This is a genomic window from Deinococcus roseus, from assembly GCF_014646895.1.
Classification (GTDB): Bacteria; Deinococcota; Deinococci; order Deinococcales; family Deinococcaceae; genus Deinococcus_C; species Deinococcus_C roseus.
This window is the reverse complement of sequence record NZ_BMOD01000019.1, coordinates 24,229-45,566: the sequence shown is the minus strand read 5'-3', so window position 1 is coordinate 45,566 and position 21,338 is coordinate 24,229. Positions and strand designations below refer to the sequence as shown.

The 21,338-nt window shown below is 56.2% G+C and carries 26 protein-coding genes; 8 read left to right on the top strand and 18 right to left on the bottom strand.

Going from position 1 to position 21,338, the window contains the following annotated elements:
• Positions 1–38: 38 nt before the first annotated feature.
• Positions 39–530: an LEA/WHy family protein gene (locus tag IEY52_RS19155; protein WP_189005472.1), complete on the bottom strand. Its 492-nt coding sequence runs from the start codon at positions 528–530 to the stop codon at positions 39–41.
• Between the two features lie 83 nt (positions 531–613).
• Between IEY52_RS19155 and IEY52_RS26990 the strand changes: the two genes are divergently transcribed.
• On the top strand, positions 614–742 hold the full coding sequence (locus IEY52_RS26990; RefSeq protein WP_268239739.1) for a hypothetical protein: 129 nt from the start codon (positions 614–616) through the stop codon (positions 740–742).
• Between the two features lie 61 nt (positions 743–803).
• On the opposite strand, the gene IEY52_RS19150 is transcribed toward IEY52_RS26990, so the two are convergent.
• Positions 804–2,324, bottom strand: a complete 1,521-nt coding sequence (locus tag IEY52_RS19150) for an amidohydrolase (protein ID WP_189005470.1) — start codon at positions 2,322–2,324, stop codon at positions 804–806.
• A gap of 175 nt (positions 2,325–2,499) precedes the next feature.
• Here IEY52_RS19150 and IEY52_RS19145 point away from each other — a divergent pair, with 175 nt between their 5' ends.
• Together IEY52_RS19145 and IEY52_RS19140 are read left to right on the top strand one after the other, a co-directional pair.
• On the top strand, positions 2,500–3,321 hold the full coding sequence (locus tag IEY52_RS19145) for a metallophosphoesterase (protein ID WP_229684874.1): 822 nt from the start codon (positions 2,500–2,502) through the stop codon (positions 3,319–3,321).
• Positions 3,318–3,845: a GNAT family N-acetyltransferase gene (locus IEY52_RS19140; protein ID WP_189005468.1), complete on the top strand. Its 528-nt coding sequence runs from the start codon at positions 3,318–3,320 to the stop codon at positions 3,843–3,845. The genes IEY52_RS19145 and IEY52_RS19140 overlap by 4 nt, the downstream gene beginning before the upstream one ends.
• 3 nt (positions 3,846–3,848) lie before the next feature.
• On the opposite strand, the gene IEY52_RS19135 is transcribed toward IEY52_RS19140, so the two are convergent.
• Positions 3,849–4,754, bottom strand: a complete 906-nt coding sequence (locus tag IEY52_RS19135) for a DMT family transporter (RefSeq protein ID WP_189005466.1) — start codon at positions 4,752–4,754, stop codon at positions 3,849–3,851.
• 109 nt (positions 4,755–4,863) lie between these two features.
• Between IEY52_RS19135 and ispF the strand changes: the two genes are divergently transcribed.
• On the top strand, positions 4,864–5,343 hold the full coding sequence (ispF, locus tag IEY52_RS19130) for a 2-C-methyl-D-erythritol 2,4-cyclodiphosphate synthase (protein WP_373289896.1): 480 nt from the start codon (positions 4,864–4,866) through the stop codon (positions 5,341–5,343).
• Positions 5,340–5,795, top strand: a complete 456-nt coding sequence (locus IEY52_RS19125; RefSeq protein ID WP_189005461.1) for a tRNA (cytidine(34)-2'-O)-methyltransferase — start codon at positions 5,340–5,342, stop codon at positions 5,793–5,795. The genes ispF and IEY52_RS19125 overlap by 4 nt, the downstream gene beginning before the upstream one ends.
• Positions 5,796–5,968: 173 nt before the next feature.
• Here the strand turns inward: IEY52_RS19125 and IEY52_RS19120 are convergent, their stop codons facing one another.
• The 11 genes from IEY52_RS19120 to IEY52_RS19070 all read right to left on the bottom strand — a co-directional run bounded on the left by IEY52_RS19120 (position 5,969) and on the right by IEY52_RS19070 (position 14,849).
• Positions 5,969–6,589, bottom strand: a complete 621-nt coding sequence (locus IEY52_RS19120; protein WP_189005459.1) for a hypothetical protein — start codon at positions 6,587–6,589, stop codon at positions 5,969–5,971.
• A gap of 82 nt (positions 6,590–6,671) precedes the next feature.
• On the bottom strand, positions 6,672–7,391 hold the full coding sequence (gene tmpR, locus IEY52_RS19115) for a bifunctional dihydropteridine reductase/dihydrofolate reductase TmpR (RefSeq protein WP_189005457.1): 720 nt from the start codon (positions 7,389–7,391) through the stop codon (positions 6,672–6,674).
• Positions 7,388–7,792 carry an NUDIX domain-containing protein gene (locus IEY52_RS19110; RefSeq protein WP_189005454.1) on the bottom strand — a complete coding sequence of 135 codons (405 nt, stop codon included), beginning with the start codon at positions 7,790–7,792 and terminating at the stop codon, positions 7,388–7,390. Before IEY52_RS19110 ends, tmpR begins: the two co-directional genes overlap by 4 nt.
• A 31-nt stretch (positions 7,793–7,823) precedes the next feature.
• A complete protein-coding gene (locus tag IEY52_RS19105; protein WP_189005452.1) occupies positions 7,824–8,648 on the bottom strand; it encodes a CDP-alcohol phosphatidyltransferase family protein in 825 nt (274 codons plus the stop codon).
• Positions 8,649–8,976: 328 nt separating this feature from the next.
• Positions 8,977–9,960, bottom strand: a complete 984-nt coding sequence (locus IEY52_RS19100; RefSeq protein ID WP_189005450.1) for an aldo/keto reductase — start codon at positions 9,958–9,960, stop codon at positions 8,977–8,979.
• Between the two features lie 159 nt (positions 9,961–10,119).
• The gene (locus IEY52_RS19095) at positions 10,120–10,998 is read right to left on the bottom strand and encodes a phosphotransferase (protein WP_189005448.1); all 879 of its coding nucleotides are present in this window, start codon (positions 10,996–10,998) and stop codon (positions 10,120–10,122) included.
• A 53-nt stretch (positions 10,999–11,051) separates the two neighbouring features.
• A complete protein-coding gene (locus IEY52_RS19090; protein ID WP_189005446.1) occupies positions 11,052–12,038 on the bottom strand; it encodes an ABC transporter ATP-binding protein in 987 nt (328 codons plus the stop codon).
• 9 nt (positions 12,039–12,047) lie between these two features.
• Positions 12,048–12,854, bottom strand: a complete 807-nt coding sequence (locus IEY52_RS19085; protein WP_189005444.1) for an ABC transporter permease — start codon at positions 12,852–12,854, stop codon at positions 12,048–12,050.
• Between the two features lies 1 nt (position 12,855).
• On the bottom strand, positions 12,856–13,647 hold the full coding sequence (locus IEY52_RS19080; protein WP_189005442.1) for an ABC transporter permease: 792 nt from the start codon (positions 13,645–13,647) through the stop codon (positions 12,856–12,858).
• A 250-nt stretch (positions 13,648–13,897) separates the two neighbouring features.
• On the bottom strand, positions 13,898–14,365 hold the full coding sequence (locus IEY52_RS19075; RefSeq protein ID WP_189005440.1) for a single-stranded DNA-binding protein: 468 nt from the start codon (positions 14,363–14,365) through the stop codon (positions 13,898–13,900).
• Positions 14,366–14,498: 133 nt separating this feature from the next.
• A complete protein-coding gene (locus IEY52_RS19070) occupies positions 14,499–14,849 on the bottom strand; it encodes a hypothetical protein (RefSeq protein ID WP_189005438.1) in 351 nt (116 codons plus the stop codon).
• 265 nt (positions 14,850–15,114) lie between these two features.
• On the opposite strand from IEY52_RS19070, the gene lipB reads away from it, so the two are divergent.
• The gene (gene lipB, locus IEY52_RS19065) at positions 15,115–15,771 is read left to right on the top strand and encodes a lipoyl(octanoyl) transferase LipB (protein WP_229684873.1); all 657 of its coding nucleotides are present in this window, start codon (positions 15,115–15,117) and stop codon (positions 15,769–15,771) included.
• Positions 15,772–15,783: 12 nt separating this feature from the next.
• Complete coding sequence (gene lipA, locus IEY52_RS19060; protein WP_189005433.1) at positions 15,784–16,758, top strand: lipoyl synthase; 975 nt, start codon at positions 15,784–15,786, stop codon at positions 16,756–16,758.
• A gap of 59 nt (positions 16,759–16,817) precedes the next feature.
• Here lipA and IEY52_RS19055 read toward each other — a convergent pair whose 3' ends face one another.
• Positions 16,818–18,053 (bottom strand): hypothetical protein, encoded by a 1,236-nt coding sequence (locus tag IEY52_RS19055; RefSeq protein ID WP_189005431.1) that lies wholly within the window; start codon positions 18,051–18,053, stop codon positions 16,818–16,820.
• 300 nt (positions 18,054–18,353) lie between these two features.
• Between IEY52_RS19055 and IEY52_RS19050 the strand changes: the two genes are divergently transcribed.
• A complete protein-coding gene (locus tag IEY52_RS19050; protein WP_189005429.1) occupies positions 18,354–18,872 on the top strand; it encodes a hypothetical protein in 519 nt (172 codons plus the stop codon).
• 70 nt (positions 18,873–18,942) lie between these two features.
• Here IEY52_RS19050 and IEY52_RS19045 read toward each other — a convergent pair whose 3' ends face one another.
• The 3 genes from IEY52_RS19045 to IEY52_RS26780 all read right to left on the bottom strand — a co-directional run.
• Entirely contained in the window at positions 18,943–19,815 is an 873-nt protein-coding gene (locus IEY52_RS19045) for a carbohydrate ABC transporter permease (protein ID WP_189005427.1), read from the bottom strand.
• Positions 19,816–19,824: 9 nt separating this feature from the next.
• On the bottom strand, positions 19,825–20,748 hold the full coding sequence (locus tag IEY52_RS19040) for a carbohydrate ABC transporter permease (protein ID WP_189005425.1): 924 nt from the start codon (positions 20,746–20,748) through the stop codon (positions 19,825–19,827).
• A gap of 130 nt (positions 20,749–20,878) precedes the next feature.
• The coding region (locus IEY52_RS26780; protein WP_229684872.1) for an extracellular solute-binding protein at positions 20,879–21,338 on the bottom strand (460 nt) is incomplete at its 5' end.

Sequence of the window (21,338 nt, the reverse complement as noted above, 5' to 3'; positions counted from 1 at the left end):
CTTCACTGCACCTGCAGGAGCACCCAGCCCAGAAATCCTCAGTTGTTCACGCTGCCCTGGGCCACCACGATGTTGGAGAAGGTGGCGGTTCCCAGCAAACCTGTGTCCACCTGAACGGTGGTTTTGACCAGGTAGTCCACCTTGCGGCCCTGGGCGATGTCGGCAATTTTGCTGGCCAGGTTGAGGTTCACAGGGAGGGTGAATTCGGTGGTGACCACGCTGCTGCCGTTGGCTTCCAGCCTGAGGTTGGGGATCACGGCTTTCCCGAAATTCAGACCGTCCAGCAAGAGGTCTCCCTGAATGCGCTGGATCTGCAGCCCGAAGGCATTGGGGTTGGTGACCTGCACATTCATCACAAAGGTGGCTTCGCCGTTGAAGGGGTTGAGGATGTTGGGGATGGTGTAACGGGTCAGTTCAAAGCTCTGGACCTGAAACTGGGGCGGCTGGATGGTGGTTTTGACCACCATGCAACCTGAGAGCAGTGCAGCAGAAAGGGTCAACAAAACAGGGATTTTCAGGCGCTGGATCATGGTTTCAGTGTAACTTGTGGCGTTGCATACAAATGAAAAACAGCTTTAGGAAACCTTTGGAGCATTCATTCCGTACCTGTATCATGTTTGTTCTCGAACTGCTCCTGGTGGTGCTGGTGGCCCTGTGGGCTGCCCGCCAGATCCAAAAACGCCTCATTCCTGTGCGCCTTCGCACCGATGAGCAAAACCGCCGCAACCGTTCCAGAAGGTAACCCCCCCTTTCAAGCCCAACAGCCCACCTGTAATTTGCAGGTGGGCTGTTTTCAGGTTCATTCAGGTTTCCGGCCAGGGAAAAGTCAGGGCTTCTGACCGACCCCCCAGCGTGTCCCACAAAGTAAAATCTGCCCTTGCTCCTGGAACGATGATGCCGTAATCCTGCCAGCCCACCGCCAGGGCCGGACCTCTGGTGTGCGCCCACAGGGTTTCTTCAGGACTGAGACACTCCTGCACGCTGAACGTCTGTCCATCCTGTCCCAGACGTTTGGTGGCTGCCTGAAAGCTGAGGTGCGGGTCCGGGCTGGCCACCGGTGCATCCGAGCCAAAAGCCAGCAGGGTTCCTGCATCTTGCAGGCTTTTCACGGCGTAGGTGGTGTCTTGCATGTGGGGCATCAGTTCCCGCACCAGACGGGCATCTCCGGGCAGGTGAACGGGCTGCATGGAGGCCGTGACCTGCAAGGTTCCAAAACGGGCAATGTCCTCCTGGTTCAGGTGCTGGGCGTGTTCCAGACGCAGGCGCAGTCCCTGCTGGTCTGCCAGGGGTTTCAGGTCCTGATAAATGTCCAGCAACACCCGGTTGGCCTGGTCCCCGATGGCATGCACGGTGGGCACAAAGCCGTACTGCAAGGCCTGTTCTGCCTTTTCCCGGATCACTTCTGGCTGGTCCAGAATCATGGGGGTGGCCTGCGGGTTCTGGTATCCCGGTGGGAGCATCCAGGCGGTCTGGCTGCCCAGTGCCCCATCCAGAAAGAACTTGACCCCTCCCAGTTTCACCCGGTCTCCCTGTCCTCCGTACAGACCAAGCCCGATGGCCGCGTCCAGGTCTGTGTGGGGAATGCAGGCCCACACCCTGAGCGGCAATTCACCGTTCTGCTCCAGGTGCAACAGGGCACGCAGGTGGCTGGCAGGCTCGTAGGCCATGGTGTGCACGGCGGTGTACCCGAAGTTGCGCATGGTTTTCACGGCAAGCCTTGCCGCATCCAGGGTTTCTTCCCAGGTGGGCTCCGGGATGTGCTTTCTCACCAGACCCATGGCCGATTCCAGCAGGTAACCGGTCAATGCCCCATCCACCCGCACCAGTTCTCCGCCTTCCGGGTTGGGGGTGATGTCCTGCAAACCAGAAAGCTGCAAGGCCAGCGAATTGGCCCATGCGCTGTGCAGGTCTCTGGAGTACAGCAGCACAGGACGGTCTGGCATGGCCTCATCCAGCAACTGGCGGGTGGGGTAGGCTTTGAGGCCCAGTTCGGTGATGGTGTAACCGCCCCCCACAATCCAGCCTTCAGGCTGGGTCAGGGCATGGTCCTGCACCCGCTTTTGCACCTCCTGCACCGAGGTGCTGCCCTCCAGGTTCACCTGGGACAGCCGGAAACCGTAAGCCACCAGATGGATGTGGGCATCCGTAAGCCCAGGGGTGAGGATGCGGTCCTGAAAATCCAGCAGCTTTGCCTGGGGCGCAATGCCCTGCAAAACCTCCAGTTGGTCCACAGCACGAACGCGGTCACCCGAAACCAGCACGGCTGTGGCACGGGGAAAATCAGGACTCTGGGTCAGCACATCGGCTCTGAGAATGTACTCCATGCCGCCAAGCATAACCCATGGGCAGGCCACAACATGAAGAAAACCTGCAGGTGGTCAAAGGCTTTCCCTGCCTGCACAAACCCATGTTCAGCACGGTGATGCTTTTCCTGAAAACAACACATTGCACCACAGGGTCTTTCCCCAAACCCTCATCAAAACTCTGCATACTGGAAACGTGAAAATCACCCGACGCCAATTCCTGCAAAGAGGTGCCCTGGTCGCCACCGGAGCCCTGGGGCTCGGGGGATACAGTTATGCACAGGCGCACCAGTTTGTGCTGAGTGAACACACCCTGCAGCTTCAGGGACTGAAGCAACCCCTGAAAGTGGTCCACCTGACCGACCTGCATTACAGCTCCCTGATTCCCCTTTCCCAGGTGGAGCAGTGGGTCCAGGCCACACAGCAGCAAAAGCCTGATGTCATCCTGATCACCGGGGATTTCATTTCTTCCCGCGAAGACTACCCGCACATCCGGGATCTGGCCAAAGTGCTCTCCAAATTGCAGGCTCCGCTGGGCGTTTACGGGGTGTGGGGAAACCACGATTACCACCTGATTCCAGACCGCCTGATGGAATTCGAGCAGGTGCTGAAAGAAGCCGGAATCCGCATGCTGAACAATGCTGCCGTGCAACTCCGGCCCGATGTGCAACTGGCAGGCATTGATGACCTGTGGAACGGCCTGCCCAGCCTGGAAGCTGCCCTGCAGAACCTCAACAAAGAACTGTGCATTCTGCTGATGAGCCACAACCCCGACATCCTGCCAGAAGTTCCAGAGTGGGTGGACCTCACGCTCAGTGGTCACACCCATGGTGGACAGGTGCGGCTTCCTTTGCTGGGGGCTTTGCATGTTCCCAGCAAGTATGGAGAGCGTTTTGCTCAGGGGATGGTGCAGGGTCCAGCCAGAGGGTTTGTGTCCAGAGGTCTGGGGGTCACCGGGGTTCCCCTGCGTTTCCTTTGCGATGCAGAACTGGTCGTGCTACATTTGCTTCCAGTGTGATCAAAAGCGAGATAGAACTCTCTGCCTACTCGGAACAGTCTCCCCACCTGAAAGCCGGGGTGCGGGTGTATGCCCTCACCTGGGGTTACGACGAGAAACCCTCTGCAAAATTCTTCCGGGAGTACACCCGCAAGGAAGGGTTTCTGGGGGTGGTGGCTTTGCACCACGGAGAAGTGGTGGGCATTGCCTTCGGGGTGAAAAGCGTGCCCGGCAACTGGTGGCATGACATGGTGTCACGGCACATCGGGGAGCACCATGCTGCCCTGAAAGACGCCTGGGTGCTGGTGGAAATTGCCATTTTGCCCAGTTACCGCAACCAGGGCATTGGGCAGCAGATGATCGATTACCTGGGTTCCAGGCAACCTTATGCCAACATGCTGCTGTCCACCCAGACCACCAACACCGGGGCCAGACGGCTGTATGAGCGTCTGGGATGGTCCTATTTGCATCAGGGCATCCAGTTTTACCCGGACAATTACACCCGTTTTGTGATCATGCACCGGCCCAGAGAATTGAAGCTCTGAGGGTCAATCCTGCACCGGAACCAGTTCTTTGCGGTCTGGAAGCTGGGAGAGCACCATCGCCAGCACGATCAGTGCCCCTCCTGAAATCCCCCGGATGCCCAGCACCTCTCCAGCCCAGAAGAACGCAAAAATGCTGGCCGTCACGGGTTCCAGGGCATAAATGATGGCTGCTTCGACGGCCGTCACAAATTTCTGCCCAATCACCTGCAGCACGGTGGTCAGGGCCGTGGCCGCCAGACCCAGGTACAGCAGGGGAGCCAGGGCTGTGCCTGGAACACTCAGGTAACCCTTGAAATTGCTGACCAGACCATCTTCCAGATGACCCATGTGCTGGGTGGCCTCAATGCCCGCCCAGGTCCAGCCAATCAAAACCACGGCCAGCAACTGAATGGCGGTGAGGGGAAGCACTTCATGCCTGCTGGCCGTGCGTTCCAGATAGATGATGTATCCCGCGTAAGTGAAGGCGCATCCCAGCGTCCACAAATCCCCGATGGCCAGTTGCCCACCTTCCCAGGAAATCAGACCGATGCCCAGGGCACACAGCGCCACCGAGATCCACACCCCCACAGAAATTTTCCGGCGGGTCATCAGGGCCAGTCCGATGGGCACCAGAATCACGTTCAGCCCTGTGATGAAAGCCGCCCGGTTCGCCCCGATGGTCTGCAGGCCCATGGCCTGGGTGATGTAGCCTGCCCCCAGCCAGGTGCCCAGAATCAGGCCGTCGCGCCACAGTTTGGGGCTGATCTTGCGCACAAAAAACAGCAGTGGAACCAGAGCAATGCTGAAACGCCAGGCAATGAAACTTGAGGTGGGCATGTGCTCGGTGGCTTCTTTCACCAGCGAGAAGGTGCTGCCCCAGAAAGCCGTGACCAGCAGCAAAAGCAGGATTCCAACCGTGTGCATCGACATGATGGGTATCCTAACAAGGCCAGATCAGGGTTAGGCCATTTTGCGTATCCAGGATCCAGGGCAAAAGACACCGTGTTGGTTTGTCTTTTCTGCTGCCATAATGTTCCTCATGCAATACCGCATTGGATATGGAGAAGACGCCCACCGCCTGGAAGCCGGGCGCACCCTCACCCTGGGAGGGGTGGTCATTCCAGACAGCCCCATCGGAGCCGTGGCCCACAGCGATGGAGACGCCATCTTGCATGCTGTGGCAGATGCACTGCTTTCTGGACTGGCGCTGGGAGACATCGGGCAGTACTTTCCTGACACCGACCCGCAATACAGGAACATGGACAGCAAAGTCATCCTGCAGCACACCCTGAACCTGGTGCAGCAGAAGGGCTACATCCCGGTCAATGTTGCGCTGGTGGTGACCCTGGACAGACCCAAACTTGGTCCCCTCAGGCCAGAGATTGCCCGATCGGTGGCCGCTTTGCTGGCACTGCCTGAATCCGAGGTGGGGGTGTCGTTCAAGACCAGTGAAGGTCTCGCCCTGAACCACGTGCAAACCCGCGTGACCATCCTGCTGCAGCAGGAGGCCCGCCCATGATCCACGTGGTGCTTTTTGAACCCGAAAACCCCGGCAATGTGGGCAACATCATGCGCTCTTGTGCCGTGCTGGGCGTGAAACTGCACATGATCCGACCTTTCGGATTCCGTTTGCTGGACCCGCAGTACAAACGGGCCGTGATGGATTACAGCCAGCATGTGCAGTGGCAGGACCATGCAGACTGGGAAGCCTTCAGGGCCAGTGTTCCTGAAGGTGCAAGGCTGTATGCCTTCACCACCAAAACAGAACGGGTCTACACCCATGTGGAGTACCAGGATGGAGATTTTCTGGTGTTTGGGCCGGAATCCAGAGGACTGCCCCAGTGGATCCGGGAATCCATTGAAGCCGTCACCATTCCCATGCCCGGAGAAGGCCGCAGCCTCAACCTCTCTGTTTCGGTGGGGATTGCGGCTTTTGAAGTGCTGCGGCAGCTGAACAACAACTGGACCTGAGCTTGCAGATCCACACAAAAAGAACCCTTCACCAGAAAGGTGAAGGGTTGAAAGTTGCTGCAGAATCTACTGCGTTTATCAGTGAAATGGAAGGATTCTGGTGAATCCTTCCATTTCAAAAAACACCGTGCAGAGAGCAAACTTCTTATTCTTCTGTCAAAGGCTCTAAAAACTCAGTGCCAGTCTCTGAGGACCACAATCTGGTCCCCCACAGTGAACTCAATCCGGCAGCCAGCCAGCTGGTCGTTGGTGGAAGACACGGTGTAATTCACCTGGGCCGTGTTGTTGCCTCCGGAGGTCACGATGTTGAGCAGGTTGCTTCCAAACACCATTTTGATTTCACTGCCTGATTTCAGGGTGTAGGCTTCCCCGGTTTTGGTGATGTTCACTGTGGTGGAAGCAGAAGCATCTGCCACAATGTTGGGGTTGCCGGTTTCAAACACTTTGCCTGTGGCTTCAATTTTCAGGTCAAAAGCCGCAGGTGCATTGCAGGTCAATCCAGAAACATCCACAGCCACCAATTTGAGGGCAGCATCAATGGCTCCAGGGGTGAATCCCTTGGTGTCTGGTTTTTCAGCATCTCCAAAAGTGGCAGTGATCTGACCGCTGCTGTTCACATCCTGTTTTGCCAGGGTGGGCAAAGCCGCAAACTCCACAGCAATTTTTTCGTCCTTCAAATTGAGGGCGTTTTTGTTGGCAAGTTCAATGGGAGGAATGGCTTTGGCCACCAGACCACACGCACTGAGCAAACCCACACCAACCAGCAGGGCACATCCCACTTTGAGCATTTTCATGACTTCCTCCTTAAAAACTGTGTTTTCATATTAACAGCTCCTGCTGTCCTGCGCTTGAAATTTCAGCACAAAATCCCACAGTCTAGAGGTTCCAGCCTCCAGAGACTTCCAGCACCTGCCCGGTGATGTATTCTGGTCCATCCACAAAAGCCCATACGGCATACACCAGTTCTTCCAGTTTGCCATCGCGTCCTGCAGGCACTTCCGAGAGGGGCTTGGTGACACTGGTTTCGATGATGCCCGGACTGACCACATTCACCGTGATGCCATGTTTGATTTCGGTTCTGGCGAGGCTTTTGGAGAGGATGATCACCCCGGTTTTGGCAATGGCATAGGCGGTGTTTCCGGGCCTTGCCAGCACATTTTCTGCCCCGGCGTACCCCAGGTTGATGATCCGGCCATGTTGCTGCTCCCGCATGATCGGAATGGCCGTGCGGCAGGTGTAGAAGGTGCTGTTCAGGTTGCTGTCCAGCATGTCATGCCAGTCTTCCAGGGTGTTGTCCAGCAACGGCTTGAACACGTAATTGCCCACGTTGTTGACCAGCACACTGAGGTTCCCCAGGTGTTGATGGGCTTCCTGCACCAGTTTTTCAGCTTCTTCAGGTCTGGAGAGGTTGGCCTGCAAAGCCACACATTTGACCCCCAGAGCACGGAGGTCTTCTGCTGTTTGTTCAGCTTTTTCTTTGCTGGTCAGGTAATGGATCGCCACATCAAAACCCTCTGCAGCCAGCTTCAGGGCAATGGCACGCCCAATCCCCCCTGAACTCCCGGTGACCAGGGCACCCTGTCCTCTGCGGGTCACGCGAAAACCTCCACCTGGTTCACCAGGCTCAGGGTGAAGCTGTTGAGGGGATAACTGCGGGCTTCTTCCAGGGTCACCCAGGCGTGCTGCACGATCTCCTCGTTGTAGGTCAGTTCAGTCTGTGCGGTCTGGGCCACAAAATCCAGCAAAAGCATGTGGGATTCTTTGTGAAACTCCGGACTGAGGATGGCCTCCTGCACCTGCACAAACCGCACCTCTGTGAGGTCAAGACCGACCTCTTCCAGAAATTCACGCTTCAGGGCTTCTGAAGCTTCTTCGCCCCATTCCACTTTGCCGCCAGGCACACCCCAGAGGCCGTTCCATTTGGTGGTCTGCACAATCAGGTACTTCTGTTCGGGACCCTGCACCAGGGCTCCCACACACACCACAGGTCGATTCATGGAGCACCACCTTGTTCAGAGATTTTAATGTTCAGGACTTTTTGAGAAACTCCCGTGTCAGGTGCTCCCGGTACCCCTGGAGCAGCAAAAGCACTCCTGCCTGCACGTAAAGAGCATACACATACCAGAGCGGGCGACCCAGCGCAATGCACACCCCGGCCAGCAAAAACTGGGTGGCCAGACCCATGTTCATGCTGAAATCCAGAATTCTGGGCGTGTGGTACACCTGACTGGCCTCCTGCAACTGGTCGGGTCTGGCCTGCCGGGTGATCGCCTGAAAGCGCCCATCGTTCCAGGCACGGATCAGGCGGTCCTGGGGACCAAACACCACATTGTAAAAACCCTTCATCAGGGCCAGCACCAGCGGATTGTCGTTCTGCTGTTCTGGAGTGGCCCGGAAGGTGTTCCCTCTGGAACGCTGGTGGGCCGCTTCCCACTGGAAATCGGTGGTGCCAATCAGGGCCAGCAGCACCCAGCCCAGAAAAGCCTGCAACCACTGCCCGGATTGCGCACCAATGGCCAAAAACAGTGCGGTGTTGACCACAAAATCCATGTTGGTGTCCAGGTAACGCCCGGTCTCACTGGTCTGCCCGGTGGCACGGGCCAGTTGCCCATCTGCCCCATCCAGCACGGTCTTGATTTGCATCAAAAAAGCAGGCAGCAAGGTCTGGCCCTGCGGAATCAGTGCCACAGCATACAGGCCCAGCAAAGTGTGAAACATCACCACCATGGGGGGTGTCACCGGGGTTCTGGAGAGGGGAACAACAACCAAATGGGCCAGCGGCCGGAAAATGTATTTGCTGCTCCACTCAAACCTCGGGCGGGGTTTGACACTCTTCTGATAAAAGCCGTCCACAATAACAATTTAACAGTTTGCAGGCCCGGGGTTTATGGCGTGACTTGCAATGTGGGGATGGGACAGGGCCGAGAGCCGAGAGCCGAGAGCCGAGAGCAAGGTAAGCTCTGGAATGCAGAAGGTCAAGCTTTGAACAGCAAGGGCTTGCCCCTGATACCGGAAATCCATCTGCTGATCAAAACACAACTCCCATGCATCACACATGGGAGTTTCTGGAACGACTGATCCACATGGCTTTGGGTTTTTTGCCCTCGGCTCTCGGCTCTCGGCTTTTACACATGGCTTTGGATCTTTTGCTGACAGCTGAAACCTGATGGCTGACCGCTTTTCACCAGCTCTGGTGCACCAGACCCCGAATCCGCTGGTCATAGATGGCCTGCACTTTTTGCATGACTTCTGCAGAGAGCTCAGGCAGGTCTGCGGCAGCAACGTTGCTTTCGGCCTGCTGGGGGGTTTTGGCTCCGGGGATGGCGCAGGTGACTTCAGGAAACATGGTGATCCAGCGCAGGGCAAACTGGGCCAGGGTCATGCCCTCGGGCAGGATGGCTTTGAGGTCTTCCACGGCGTCCAGGGCAACATCGTAATCCACACCAGAGAAGGTTTCTCCCTTGTCGAAAGCCTCACCATTGCGGTTGAAGCTGCGGTGGTCGTCTGCCTCAAACTGGGTCTGGCGGGTCAATTTTCCGGTGAGCAGGCCACTGGCGAGGGGCACACGGGCCAGAATGCCCACGTTGTTTTCACGGGCTGCCTGGAAGAACTGTTCGGCGGGTTTCAGGCGCAGCATGTTGAAGATGATCTGCACCGAGGCCACCCCTTCATGCTGAATGCCCGTCAGGGCTTCCTGCACGGTTTCCACACTGATCCCGTAATGGCGGATCAGGCCTTCTTTTTTGAAGTCATCCAGAATGGAAAACACTTCATCTGAGGCGTAGACATCCGGGTGGGGGCAGTGCAATTGCAGCAGGTCGAGGGTGTCCACCTGCAGGTTTTTCAGGGAGCGACCAATCCAGCTTTCCAGGTTGGCACGGGTGTATCCCTCTTTGGTTTGCTGGGGGAGGCGTCTGCCTGCTTTGGTGGCCACATAAAAAGGCTCTGAACGCTCTTTGCGAAGCTGTGCGATCAGGCGCTCGCTGTGTCCATCTCCGTAGACATCTGCGGTGTCGATGAAGTTGACGCCCAGATCCAGTGCCCGGTGCAGGGCGGAAAGGCTTTGCTGGTCATCCACCTGTCCCCAGGTGCCCCCAATGGCCCAGGCCCCGAAAGAGATGGTGGAGACGTTGTATCCGGTTTTGCCCAGTGTGCGGTATTGCATGTGAAAACTCCTTTGTTGGGTGATCAGGTGAGATGAATGCTGCGAAAAGAATGCCCAGCACAGATTTTTTCTGTACAGATTGTGCTGCATTGAAACCAGATTGAAGGTTTGCGTTTTGCAGTTTAAACCAATGTGATCGCTCTCATTGTGTCCTGTTGCTCAAAGGTCCAGGTGGCCCTGCTCCAGACGTTCCACCACCGTGAACGCCCATCCCAGGTGATCCATCTGGGGATGGTCCTGGCCCAGTTGCAAACCCGCGTTCAGCAAAGCCCAGCCCATCTCCCGCAGCATGTTGAGGAATTTCATGTCCTGCAAGGCCTGCACCAGATCCGGAGTGCAGCATCCAAAGTACAGGCGCAACAGGTCTTCATCCTGCTGTCTGGAAAAACGGTTGGAGAAAGAGAGGGTGGCCAGATCAAAAAAAGCATCCCCCACACCAGAAAGCTCCCAGTCCAGAAACCGCATGCCCTGAGGGGTCTTCATGATCTTGCACCGGTGGAGGTTGTTGTGGCAGTACACCTTTGTGAAGGTGTGGTCCCGACTGCGCCGTTTCTCGATCACCTCCATCCTGCGCAGAAAGCCCTCTGTTTGTTCTGGAAGCAAAACGCCCAGCAGTTTTGCGCCTTCCAGATAACACTCGATCATGTGGTAAGGGCTGCACTGGCGGTCGATGCCCTTCATCAGGTGCACGTCCTGCAGTTTCTGCACAATGGCCCTCAAAACAGCAGGGTTTTTCAGGTCCTCCTGTTCGATCAGGTGACCTTGCAGGTGCTCCATCAGCAGGAATCCCCCTTGCCTGCTGTGGTAGATCACCCTGGGGCCGATCTCTGCCAGAGAAGCGCGTTGCAAAGCCAGCACCTCCTGCTGCGCAGAAAGCCCCAGCATGTCCTGCTGACGCCCCACCACCTTCAAAACCAGGGTCTGGTTCAGGCCCCTGAGTTTGTAGGTCTGGTGAATGGATTCACCTTCCAGCGGCTCGATCTGAAAGGGTTGTGCCAGATGCTGGGTGATCTCGGGCAGCAGGGCTTGAATGGACATGTTGGCTCCTCTTTTCCATGATGATTTGAAAACGTTTTCAAAATAGGAGAGGGCTATACAGGAGGGGCCGACAGCAAATCATGCTGGTAAATGTTTCTGATGGTGCTCTCGATGTCCGGTTCTTTCACCGTCAGGTCCAGGATGTTGAAGCGCTTGGAGATCCGACGAATCAGTTCTGAGGCAGCAATGTCTTTGAAGGTGTAAGTGACCCGACTGCGGTCCTGCTGCCTGATTCTGGCACCGGGAATGCTGACCTCCGGGTAGGGTTCTGCAAAGTCCACAATCAGTTCCCGCTCTCCTCCAAAGCGTTTTTGCAAACTGGGGATGTTTCCGTCATAAAGCAGATGACCGTGGTCGATGATCATCACACGCTGGCAAAGGGTCTGCACATCTGAGAGGTCGTGGGTGGTCAGCAGCACGGTGGTTTCCCGCTGCTGGTTCACATGCAGGATGAATTCGCGGATGCGCTCTTTGGCCAGGATGTCCAGCCCAATGGTGGGCTCATCCAGAAACAGGATCTGGGGGTCGTGCAAGAGGGCGGCGCACAGATCTGCCCGCATGCGCTGCCCCAGAGAAAGGGAGCGCACCGGAGTGTTTTTGAATTCCTGCAGGCCCAGCAAGGCCTCAAATTCCTTCAGGTTGCTGGCAAACCTGGGGGCAGGAATGCGGTAGATGTGCCTGAAAAGCTCCAGCGACTCGATCACCGGCAAATCCCACCACAGGGTGGTCCTCTGCCCAAACACCACCCCGATGTTGGCCACATAAGCCTTGCGGTTCTTCCAGGGCACCAGTCCTCCCACAGTCAGGTGGCCAGAGGTGGGCACCAGCAGTCCAGACATCATCTTGATGGTGGTGGATTTTCCTGCCCCATTTGGCCCCAGATACCCCACGGTCTCCCCTTTTTTGATGCTGAAGGTCAGGTCGTCCACGGCTTTCAGCAGGGTGGCTTCACGGGTGACAAAGTTCTTCCAGGCGGCAAAAGCACCCTGGTGGTGCTTGCGGATCGAAAAGTGTTTGGAGAGGTTCTCAATTTCAATCATCTTTGCTCCTCAAGTTCCCGTGCTCTGGTAGTGCTTCAGGCCAAATCGCCAGAACAAAATCGCCAGCAGAAAAATTCCACAGCCCACCACCGGAGACAGCCAGTGGCTCCAGGCTGGGAAGCCAAACGGATCGGGCTTGTCCAGCAGGTGCAAAACCGGATAGTAATTCAGGAAGATCACAGGGACCACAAAAGTGAAAATCTTCCTCAGCCAGTTCTGGTAGATGCTCATGGGGTACTCGATCATGGCGCGGCCCCCGTAGGTCAGGATGTTCATGGCCTCTGCAGAATCCACCGTCCAGAAGGTGATGGTGGACCCGATCATGAACAGTCCTGCAAAGAACAGCACCATCCCGATCAGCACCAGAAGCAGCAGCAAGGCTTTTTCCGGGGTCCAGATGATGCCTGCGTACCAGATGCCATACAGCAGAATGACCAGTCCCAGCAGGCATTTTCCCAGTCGCCTCAGACCAAAATCGGAGCCCATCACCTGAACGGTCAGGCTGACCGGGCGCAACATCAGCTGGTCCAGGCTGCCCTGCCGGATGAAAGCCCCAAAGATGGAAGGATCAAAACCAGCAAAAGCCATGTCCATGATCCCGAAAGACAGCTCTGCCAGTCCATACAGCAAGGTGATTTCCGGGATGGTCCAGCTTCCCAGGGTTTTGATCCTGCCCAGAATGAGCACCAGAGAGGCAAATTCCAGCACCGTGTAAAACGTGGTGGCGATCAGGTCCATCAGGAAAGACACGCGGTATTGCAACTGGCTGCGCACCAGCGCGTGAATCAGACGCACATAAACGGTAAAAGTGTGCATGTCAGCCTCCCAGCACCATCAGGCGTTTGCTGGCCTGCTGCCAGACCCCTTGCGTCAGGATCAACAGGGCCACCAGCCAGATTCCTTGCAGCACCAGGGCATGCAGCATCTCCTGGCTGGAGAGCACCCCGCTGTAGATCTCCATGGGGGTGTTCAGCACGTAGGGAAAGGGGGTCCATGCAGCGAATTTCTGCACCCATTCTGGGTACAGCCTGATGGGCATCAAAAGCCCGGAAAGCAGCAGGGTGAAGGCGTAACACAACCTCGCAATGCCCCTGGCATCTGGCGACCAGAAGGCACCCAGGTTCACCAGAAAGCGCACCACAAACCACACCGTCCAGCCCAGCAACAAAGACACCACCGTATAAATCCACTGCATTGGGCTTTCAGGAAACCCCATGTCCATGAACAGCCCATACACCAGCAGAATCACACTGCCCCGCAAAAGAAGCTGCGCCACCGACTGCCCAAAATCCCGCGCCATCCAGAGGCCCAGAAAAGAAATGGGTTTGAGGAGGTCCGTGGCCACCTCTCCGCGGTAAATGGTGCGCATCAGGTCAAACGTGCCGAAAATGCTCAGAAACCCCAAAAGTGCCTGCGTCACCACGGTGTAGGTCACGGCTGCCTTCACATCCATCCCAGAGAGGATCTGGGTGTTCTGGTAGTACGCCTCCACCATCGCCGCCTTGATGAAACCAAAAAACAGGTTGGTGGCAAGGCCTGCAAGGGCCGCCGCCCGGTAGGTGATCTGCCTCTGAAACGCCCTGACCATGATCTCCCAGAAAACCGTCATGTGCCTCCTTGTGTTCTTGCGTGTTGGGGAAAACCCAAGCAGGGTAGCACAGGGGATTGAGGGGTGGGATGGGGGTTTTGGCGTATGCAGCGCTCCGCTTTATGGCAGAAGGCTGAAGGCCAAGGCAGAAGGCCATGGGAGCCAGAGCTTTTGCGCTGTAGCCTTCTGCTTTCTGCCACAACCAAAACCCCCCAGCCAAAACTGGGGGGCGCATCCTTGGGGGAAGCAATGACGATTTGCGGTGCTGGGGTTACTGCTTGGGCTGGTTCTGTTGCTCAGCGACTTTTTCGGGGTTCTGGTAGGCTTCCAGAGCGCGGCCATTGCCCCGGAAGGTGATCAGGGTGACGTAACGCACGGACTCTTCGCCTTCTTTGAGGTGTTCGGGGTCGGTGGGGCGTGCGCCACGGGAGTATTTGATGATTTTGGGGAGCTTGAGTTTTTTGGTGTCCACTTCCTCAAGTTCACGGCGCTTGTAGACCTGCCCCTTGTGGAACACGCATTTTTCGCCTTCTGCATTGAGGAACTCGCGGGCACCAATCAAGGCCCAGTCGAAGGTGTCTGCCATGATGATAGGAAGCACCAGACCGCCTGCAGGGATGTCTCCGCTGGTCCAGCCCCGGCGGCCATACTGGCGCATGACCCGCAGCATTTCGTCTTCGTCTTTGACGTGGATGGTGATTTTGGTTCCCAGAATGCCGGTGAGATGCAACTCAATCATGGGTTCAGTATGCTCCTGGGAATGGGGTGTGGGATAGTTGCTGCTTTTGTTTCTGGGCACTGCTGTCATGGTTTTCTCCTGTCAGGCACAGCTGATTTTGTTGTCCATATTATATATTATGTTGTCACCTAAATCAAGACTGGGAAATCTCCTTAGGGTGAATCCCTGCTTTGGATCGGGTTTTTCTCTGCTCGTCCTGCAAGGCAAGACCCCACAGCAAAAGTCCAAAAATGAAAGCCGGATTTCCCCTGGAGAAATCCAGCATCCAGGTCAGCAATCCCACACCCCACAGCACCCAGAGGGCAGGCATCATCTGCTGCAACGTCAGGCTTCTGGACAGGTACCAGGCCAGGTAAACCACGGCACCAGCAAATTGCAGCCCACCCAGCCAGTGGATCAGCCCTCCCGCAAAAGCCCAGGCCTGATACCCGGAGATTCCAAAAAGCAAAAAACCGCCCATCATGTACAGTTTCTCTTTGACCATGGGTCAGGGTAATCCTGGAGGGGGAAAGAAAGCTGTCTGATATGTGGCGGTTGGAGCCGAGAGCTGAGAGCCGAGGGCCGAGGGCCGAGAGCCGAGAGCCGAGAGCCGAGAGCATCATGGTGCTTTGGCTAAAGCTCGGAGTCAAGTTCATAAAGCATCAGCTAAAGCTCTTCCGTCTTGCCCTCGGCTCTCGGCCCTCGGCCCTCAGCCTCAATTGCTCCTTGCCTCCCACTGTCCCGCCCAGAAAACCATTAGAATGTTTAACGTGAGTGAAGCATTTCGCGTGACCGACCTGGGCACGCTTGAGTACCTGCAAGCTTTAGACGTCCAGCACGAGGTGCATGGCAAAGTGGCAGCACGGCAGCAAGAGCCGACCCTGCTGCTGGTCGAGCATCCCGCAGTGCTGACCCTGGGGCGCAAAGCAAAAGAAGGCGAAAACATCATTGTACCGCGTGAATTTCTGTCCCAGCAGGGCATTGCCGTGCATGCCATTGAACGGGGCGGAGATGTCACCTACCACGGTCCCGGCCAGCTGGTCGGCTACCCGATTTTCCCGGTGGGGCGCAGGGTCAGGGATTTCCTGAGGTTCCTGGAGGCCGCCCTGGTGAAAACGCTGGGTAGATATGGTCTTGAAGCGTCTGGCTCGCCGGGTTACGCTGGCGTGTGGGTCGGCGATGAAAAAGTTGCCGCCATTGGCGTGGCCATCCAGAAGCATGTCGCGTTCCATGGTTTCGCCCTGAATGTCAACACAGATCTGGACCATTTCTCCTACATTGTTCCGTGTGGCATTCAGGACAGGGGCGTCACCAGCCTGCAGAAACTGCTCGGGCGTGAAATCAATGTGCAGGAAGTCAAAGCCTTTGTTGCAGAGGACTTCCGGCAAACCTTTCAGGACTACGACTTCTCGTTTCCTGATCTGTAAAAAAGAGGCAGCATGAGCGAACCCCGGTACATCAAGAACGGCATCTACAGAAAGAACGCCGAACCCGTCAGAGAGAAGAAACCCGAGTGGCTGAAGGTCCGCATGCCCAGCGGAGACATCTACCAGCACACCAAGGGCATTGTCAAAGACCACAAGCTGCACACCGTCTGCGAGGAGGCCATGTGCCCCAACATCGGGGAGTGCTGGTCCAGGGGCACCGCCACCTTCATGCTGATGGGGCACATCTGCACCCGGGCCTGCCGCTTCTGCGCCGTGGACACCGGAAACCCCCAGGGCAAACTGGATGTGATGGAGCCGTTCAATGTGGCCGAGTCGGTCAAGCTGATGAACCTCAAGTATGTGGTCCTGACCAGCGTGGACCGCGACGACCTGCCAGATGGAGGGGCTTACCACTTTGCCCGCAGCGTGGAGCAGATCATCAAGCTGAACCCCCAGACCAAGGTCGAAACCCTCACCCCGGACTTCCAGGGCAACCTGAAGTGCATTGAACTGATTCTGGATTCTGGTGTTCACGTGTATGCCCAGAACATGGAAACCGTGGAGCGCCTGACCCACCCGGTGCGTGACATCCGGGCCAGTTACCGTCAGACCCTCAAAGTGCTGGCCCACGCCAAACAGTACCGTCCTGACGTGTACACCAAGACCAGCATCATGCTGGGCCTGGGAGAAACCCTGGAAGAAGTGGTGCAGGCCATGAAAGACTGCCGTGAAGCAGGAGTGGACATCATCACCTTCGGACAGTACCTGCGGCCCACCCGCCACCACCTGCCCGTTGAGAAATACTGGACCCCCCAGGAATTCGATGAAGTGCAGAAAATCGGCATGGAAATGGGCTTTTTAGAAGTGGTGTCTGGCCCTCTGGTCAGAAGCAGTTACAAAGCCGAGCAGGTCTTCATGAACGATGGTCCCACCAGGGACATCCCCGAGCACCTGTCCCACCTGAACGATTTGCCCAACCTGATCTGAACCCCACAAAAACAATCCCGAGGACGCAACCTCGGGATTTTGCTTTTGTTGTTTGCAGATCAGAATTTGATTTTTGCGCCCACAGCCACGCCCACCACAAACTGGCGGGTGATTTCGGCCTGGTGCCCGGTGAGGGCAAAGTCCAGTTGGAAGTCTCCCAGGTCTGCACCCAGACCGAGGCCCAGCTGAAAGCCTTTTTCAAACCCCAGGCCAGCACGGTATTGCAGGTTGCCCCCCTGGTATTCAGCACCCAGATGCACCCCCAGGTCCTGGCCCACACCAAAAGTGGTGTCTGCACCCACAATCAACTTGTTCTCTCCATCTGGAATCAGGGTTGCAGCGTTCAAGAGCACTTCTGGAGCAAAAAAAGGTTCCATCAGGGTGCTGGCTGTGGTGGTGCTCTTGCCATTGTCTGACACAGAGCGACTTCCTGGCCAGACTTCATATTGCAGCAGGTTTCTGACCCCGAAACCCAACGTGAGGTCTCCCAGGTCTGCCACCAGCCCGGCATCCAGGTGGGTGCCGTATCCTGCCCGCAAAGGATCCACAGCAGCAAAGAACTCCGAGTGGTTGCTGCTGAGGGCATCCACCCGCTCTCCATCAGGTCCCGTCACGGTTTTGTCCTGAAAACTGCCTTCAAAACGCAAGAGCCCCACACTCAGGCGGTTGCGCACCCCACCATACAGTTTCAGACCGGGTTGTTCAGAGAGCAGCTGGTTGTACGTGAGTCCAGCATCGAGCGTCATGCGGTACCCAGCGTTTGCAGATGAGGTGTACACCTGATTGGGCTGCAAAGGGCCACCCTCTGAAACACTGCTGTAGTTGTCGCTGTAGGTGATGTCACTGGCCCGGAAGCCGATCACGGGTGTGACCTCCAGATGCCAGTTGGGGTTCCACTGGAAATCCAGATCAAACGGAATCAGGGTCTGGCTGTGCTGCGAGGCATTCCAGCCTTCTGCCCAGGTGGTGATCCGGGAACCGCTGCTGCCATTGTTGGGAACCAGCTGGGGCCCTCCCACTGAAAAATTCCATTCCAGCGGATGGAAAAGCGCATCAAAAAACAACAGGTCTGTGCTGCCTGTGCTGGCCTGTTGTTGCAGGCGATACAGTTGCAGCAACCCCAGTGGCAGGCCATAACCGGTGTCCAGGTCATACCGATCAAAACCATACAGTGCAGGATTGGAATAATGCACATTGGATTCGGGAAGCAGCACACCACCCATGCCAAGTTGACGGAGGTTCTGGGCCTGGCTGGCAGAGCATAAAAGCAGTGCAACGACAAAGTGTTTTTTCATATTCATCGCTCTGCATCTTATGAAGCTGCTTTCTTTTCTGCAAGTCCGGCGGGCCTTGTTGTACGGATGACTGCCCGTTTAGAGCATTTGACGGAAAACAAGAGGTTGTTTCCTGGGCTGATGTTTTTTGAAGCAGGAGGAGTTCATAAGAGTCCTCCTGCTTCAGTGATAAACACGGCAAAAGAGATTCTGGTTTTTGATTTGAGGGTTGATTCCAGTGCTGATTCAAAATGCAGCCAGCCTTCAGAATCCTGAGGGGTTTCCCATGCAGTTCTGTTTTGAAGCCTTTACACTCAGAACATGAAAAAGTGGATCTTCACCTTGTTGATGCTGACCCCCATTGCCATGGCCCAGAACCTCAGCAGCGTTTACACTTCCCTGAATTCAAAAGACTGCAAAACCCTGGAGCAGGAAACCGAAGAAGGCGAATTCATCCATCAGTTGTGCCCTGGTGTGGGGAAATACCGCCTGGACTTCACCGAAGGGGACCTGAGAAGCAATGTGAAAGTCCAGCATCCCAGTGGACAGCTCTCGGACCTGGATTTGATTGCGAAGGTGTCTTCAGGATTTTCTTCTGTGGGTCCAAAGGCCGAGTGGCGCATGAAAAAAGGCATTCCTGTGGCCCTGATTCTGCGCTACAACGCCAGTGAAAACCCCGAGGATGGCAGCATCATCACGTCTTATCTGGTGGTCAGCAAGATCACCAGCACCTCTGCCTGTGTGGTGGGCATCCTCAAACCCCAGCAGAATCAGAATGTGCTGGCCCGAAAACTGGCCGATCAGGCCCAGCAGAAGCCCTGCCTGAACCCTGGCAATTGATGTGAGCAACAAAAATCCCACCTCAAAAGGTGGGATTTGAACTTCTTTTGGCCTGAAGGGGTCTGGGCAATCAGCCTTTGACCGCTCCGGAGGTGAGTCCAGAAACAATGTTTTTCTGGAAAATCAGCACCAGGACAATCAGGGGAACGGTCACCAGAATGCTGGCGGCCATGATGTTGGCCCAGGGGGTTTCATACTGGGAAGATCCAGAGTAGTTGGCAATCACCACTGGAATGGTGCGGTTCTGGCTCATGAAGGTGAGCGCGAACAGGTATTCGTTCCAGGCGTTGATGAAAGCCAGCAGTCCCGTGGTGACCAGGGCAGGACCCATCACGGGCAGGATCACCTGAATCAGGGTTTGCAGGGGGGTTGCGCCGTCCATCATGGCGGCTTCTTCCAGTTCGTTGGGAATTTCCCGCACGAAACTGGTCAAGACCCACACACTGAAGGGAATGGTGAAGATCAGGTAACTGAAGATCAGTCCCAGAGGATTGTCGTACAGTTTGGCCTGCTGGATCATGGTGTACAGACCCGAAAGCACGGCAATCTGGGGGAACATGCTGACCGCCAGGATCACATACATGATCACGGTTTTGCCGTAAAACTTGTATTTGCCCAGGGCGTAAGCGGCAAAAACCCCCACCACCAGCGAAAGCAGAACGGCTCCCAGCGAAACGATGGTGCTGTTCAGCAGACCCTTGTAAAAGCCGGGGTAGGCAAACACCTGGGCGTAGTTGTCAAGGGTCCAGGGGGCAGCCATCATCTTGGCAGGCCCCTCAAAAATGGCACTGGCAGGTTTGAAGCTGGTGATCACACCCCAGACAAACGGAAGCAGCAGGTAAGCTGCAATGACAAGCAAAAGCACGGTGAACAGCACCGATTGAATGACAACGGTGGGACGCACAGTGGTTTTGACAACCTGATCGGTTCTTTGAATGGTCATCATCTCACCTCAATCAAACCGAACCCGAAGGGTCGTGACGTACAGAATCGTGATGGCCAGAATGATCAGGAAGATCAGCACCGAAACGCCGCTTCCTTCTCCCAGGTTCTGGTAATCGATCATGCTTCTGCGAGCGAAAGCCGTCATGCTGGTTTCTGCAGCCTTGTTGGTGCCCAGCATCACGGCCATCACATCAAATACCCTGAGGGCGTCCAGGGTCCGGAAAATCAAGGCAATCATGGCTGTGGGTTTCAGCAGGGGCAGGGTGATGCGCCAGAACTGGGTCCATTTGCTGGCCCCGTCCACGTTGGCCGCTTCGTAAATGTCTGCCGAAATGCCCTGCATTCCTGCCAGCAGCAGGAGGGCCATGAAGGGTGTGGTTTTCCAGACATCCACAGCAATGATCGCCCAGATCACTTTGGAACTGTCTGCGAGCACGGCACCGGCACCCATCCCCTGTCCAATCAGACCGAAGGTGTCGTTGTACATGAAATACCACATCTGGGCGCTGACCACCGTGGGAATTGCCCAGGGGACCAGCATGGCGGTGCGCATCAGGGACTGACCAGGAAATTTCATGTTCAGCACATATGCAATGCCCAGACCGAAAACAAACTCCAGAAACACGGAGGCCACGGCAAAAAGGACGGTGTTTCCGACGGACTGCCACCATTTGGGGTCCACCAGAATGCCACCTATCTGTCCATCGTCTGTTTTGTACCAGTAGTTGCCAATGCCTATGTTTTCGGCGATGGAAGGATCCACCAGGCTGGCATTGGTGAAGCTGTAAGAAATGGTTTTGAAGAGTGGGTACCCGGCCACCAGAACAATGATGAGCAGGGCAGGAACCAGAAACCAGACGGCCGTTCTGGCCCGAACCGCCAGCACACCCCCGGGTTTTCGACGTTGCAACGCAGGTTGAGATTTAGTCATAACACCCTCTTGCAGAACTGGATTGAAGTTATGAATCCATTGTGACAGATCCGTTGCACTTCAAACAGCCCTGAGCTGAAAGCGGAGGAACACTGAAGACTCAGTGTTCCTCGCCAGTTGTGAAGTTAAATTACCAGCCCCGGCCTTTGATGCGGTTGAGGTCGGCTTCCAGTTGCTTCAGGGCAGCAGAAGCTTTCTGCTTGCCGGTCAGCACGCTGTGAACAGCACCGGAGAAGGCCTGGGAAACCTGGTTGTACTTCAGACCGGTCACGCCGGAGGGACGGGCCACAGCGCTGGTGAACACGTCATACAGGCTGCCGAAGAAGGGGTTGGCCTTCAGCACGTCTTTGTCCTGGTAAAGAGACTTGATGGTGGGGTTGTAAGAAGCTTCAATCGCACGGCGCTTCTGCTCTTCGGGACCCGCCAGGTAGCGCACCAGTTCGATGGCAGCAGCCTGGTTTTTGCTGTAGCTGGACACGGCCAGTTGCCAGCCGCCCAGGGTCGCAGCGTTTTGACCGTTGGCTCCGCCCTTGGGCAGGGGGGACACGCCGATCTTGCCTTTGACTTTGCTGTCCTCGCCCTGTCCGAGG

Coding starts and splice junctions, on each gene's coding strand:
- IEY52_RS19155 (WP_189005472.1), bottom strand. CDS start 530: ATGATCCAGCGCCTGAAAATCCCTGTTTTGTTGACCCTTTCTGCTGCA.
- IEY52_RS26990 (WP_268239739.1), top strand. CDS start 614: ATGTTTGTTCTCGAACTGCTCCTGGTGGTGCTGGTGGCCCTGTGGGCT.
- IEY52_RS19150 (WP_189005470.1), bottom strand. CDS start 2,324: ATGGAGTACATTCTCAGAGCCGATGTGCTGACCCAGAGTCCTGATTTT.
- IEY52_RS19135 (WP_189005466.1), bottom strand. CDS start 4,754: ATGTCGATGCACACGGTTGGAATCCTGCTTTTGCTGCTGGTCACGGCT.
- ispF (WP_373289896.1), top strand. CDS start 4,864: ATGCAATACCGCATTGGATATGGAGAAGACGCCCACCGCCTGGAAGCC.
- IEY52_RS19125 (WP_189005461.1), top strand. CDS start 5,340: ATGATCCACGTGGTGCTTTTTGAACCCGAAAACCCCGGCAATGTGGGC.
- IEY52_RS19120 (WP_189005459.1), bottom strand. CDS start 6,589: ATGAAAATGCTCAAAGTGGGATGTGCCCTGCTGGTTGGTGTGGGTTTG.
- IEY52_RS19110 (WP_189005454.1), bottom strand. CDS start 7,792: ATGAATCGACCTGTGGTGTGTGTGGGAGCCCTGGTGCAGGGTCCCGAA.
- IEY52_RS19100 (WP_189005450.1), bottom strand. CDS start 9,960: ATGCAATACCGCACACTGGGCAAAACCGGATACAACGTCTCCACCATC.
- IEY52_RS19095 (WP_189005448.1), bottom strand. CDS start 10,998: ATGTCCATTCAAGCCCTGCTGCCCGAGATCACCCAGCATCTGGCACAA.
- IEY52_RS19090 (WP_189005446.1), bottom strand. CDS start 12,038: ATGATTGAAATTGAGAACCTCTCCAAACACTTTTCGATCCGCAAGCAC.
- IEY52_RS19085 (WP_189005444.1), bottom strand. CDS start 12,854: ATGCACACTTTTACCGTTTATGTGCGTCTGATTCACGCGCTGGTGCGC.
- IEY52_RS19080 (WP_189005442.1), bottom strand. CDS start 13,647: ATGACGGTTTTCTGGGAGATCATGGTCAGGGCGTTTCAGAGGCAGATC.
- IEY52_RS19075 (WP_189005440.1), bottom strand. CDS start 14,365: ATGATTGAGTTGCATCTCACCGGCATTCTGGGAACCAAAATCACCATC.
- IEY52_RS19070 (WP_189005438.1), bottom strand. CDS start 14,849: ATGGTCAAAGAGAAACTGTACATGATGGGCGGTTTTTTGCTTTTTGGA.
- lipA (WP_189005433.1), top strand. CDS start 15,784: ATGAGCGAACCCCGGTACATCAAGAACGGCATCTACAGAAAGAACGCC.
- IEY52_RS19055 (WP_189005431.1), bottom strand. CDS start 18,053: ATGAAAAAACACTTTGTCGTTGCACTGCTTTTATGCTCTGCCAGCCAG.
- IEY52_RS19050 (WP_189005429.1), top strand. CDS start 18,354: ATGAAAAAGTGGATCTTCACCTTGTTGATGCTGACCCCCATTGCCATG.
- IEY52_RS19045 (WP_189005427.1), bottom strand. CDS start 19,815: ATGACCATTCAAAGAACCGATCAGGTTGTCAAAACCACTGTGCGTCCC.
- IEY52_RS19040 (WP_189005425.1), bottom strand. CDS start 20,748: ATGACTAAATCTCAACCTGCGTTGCAACGTCGAAAACCCGGGGGTGTG.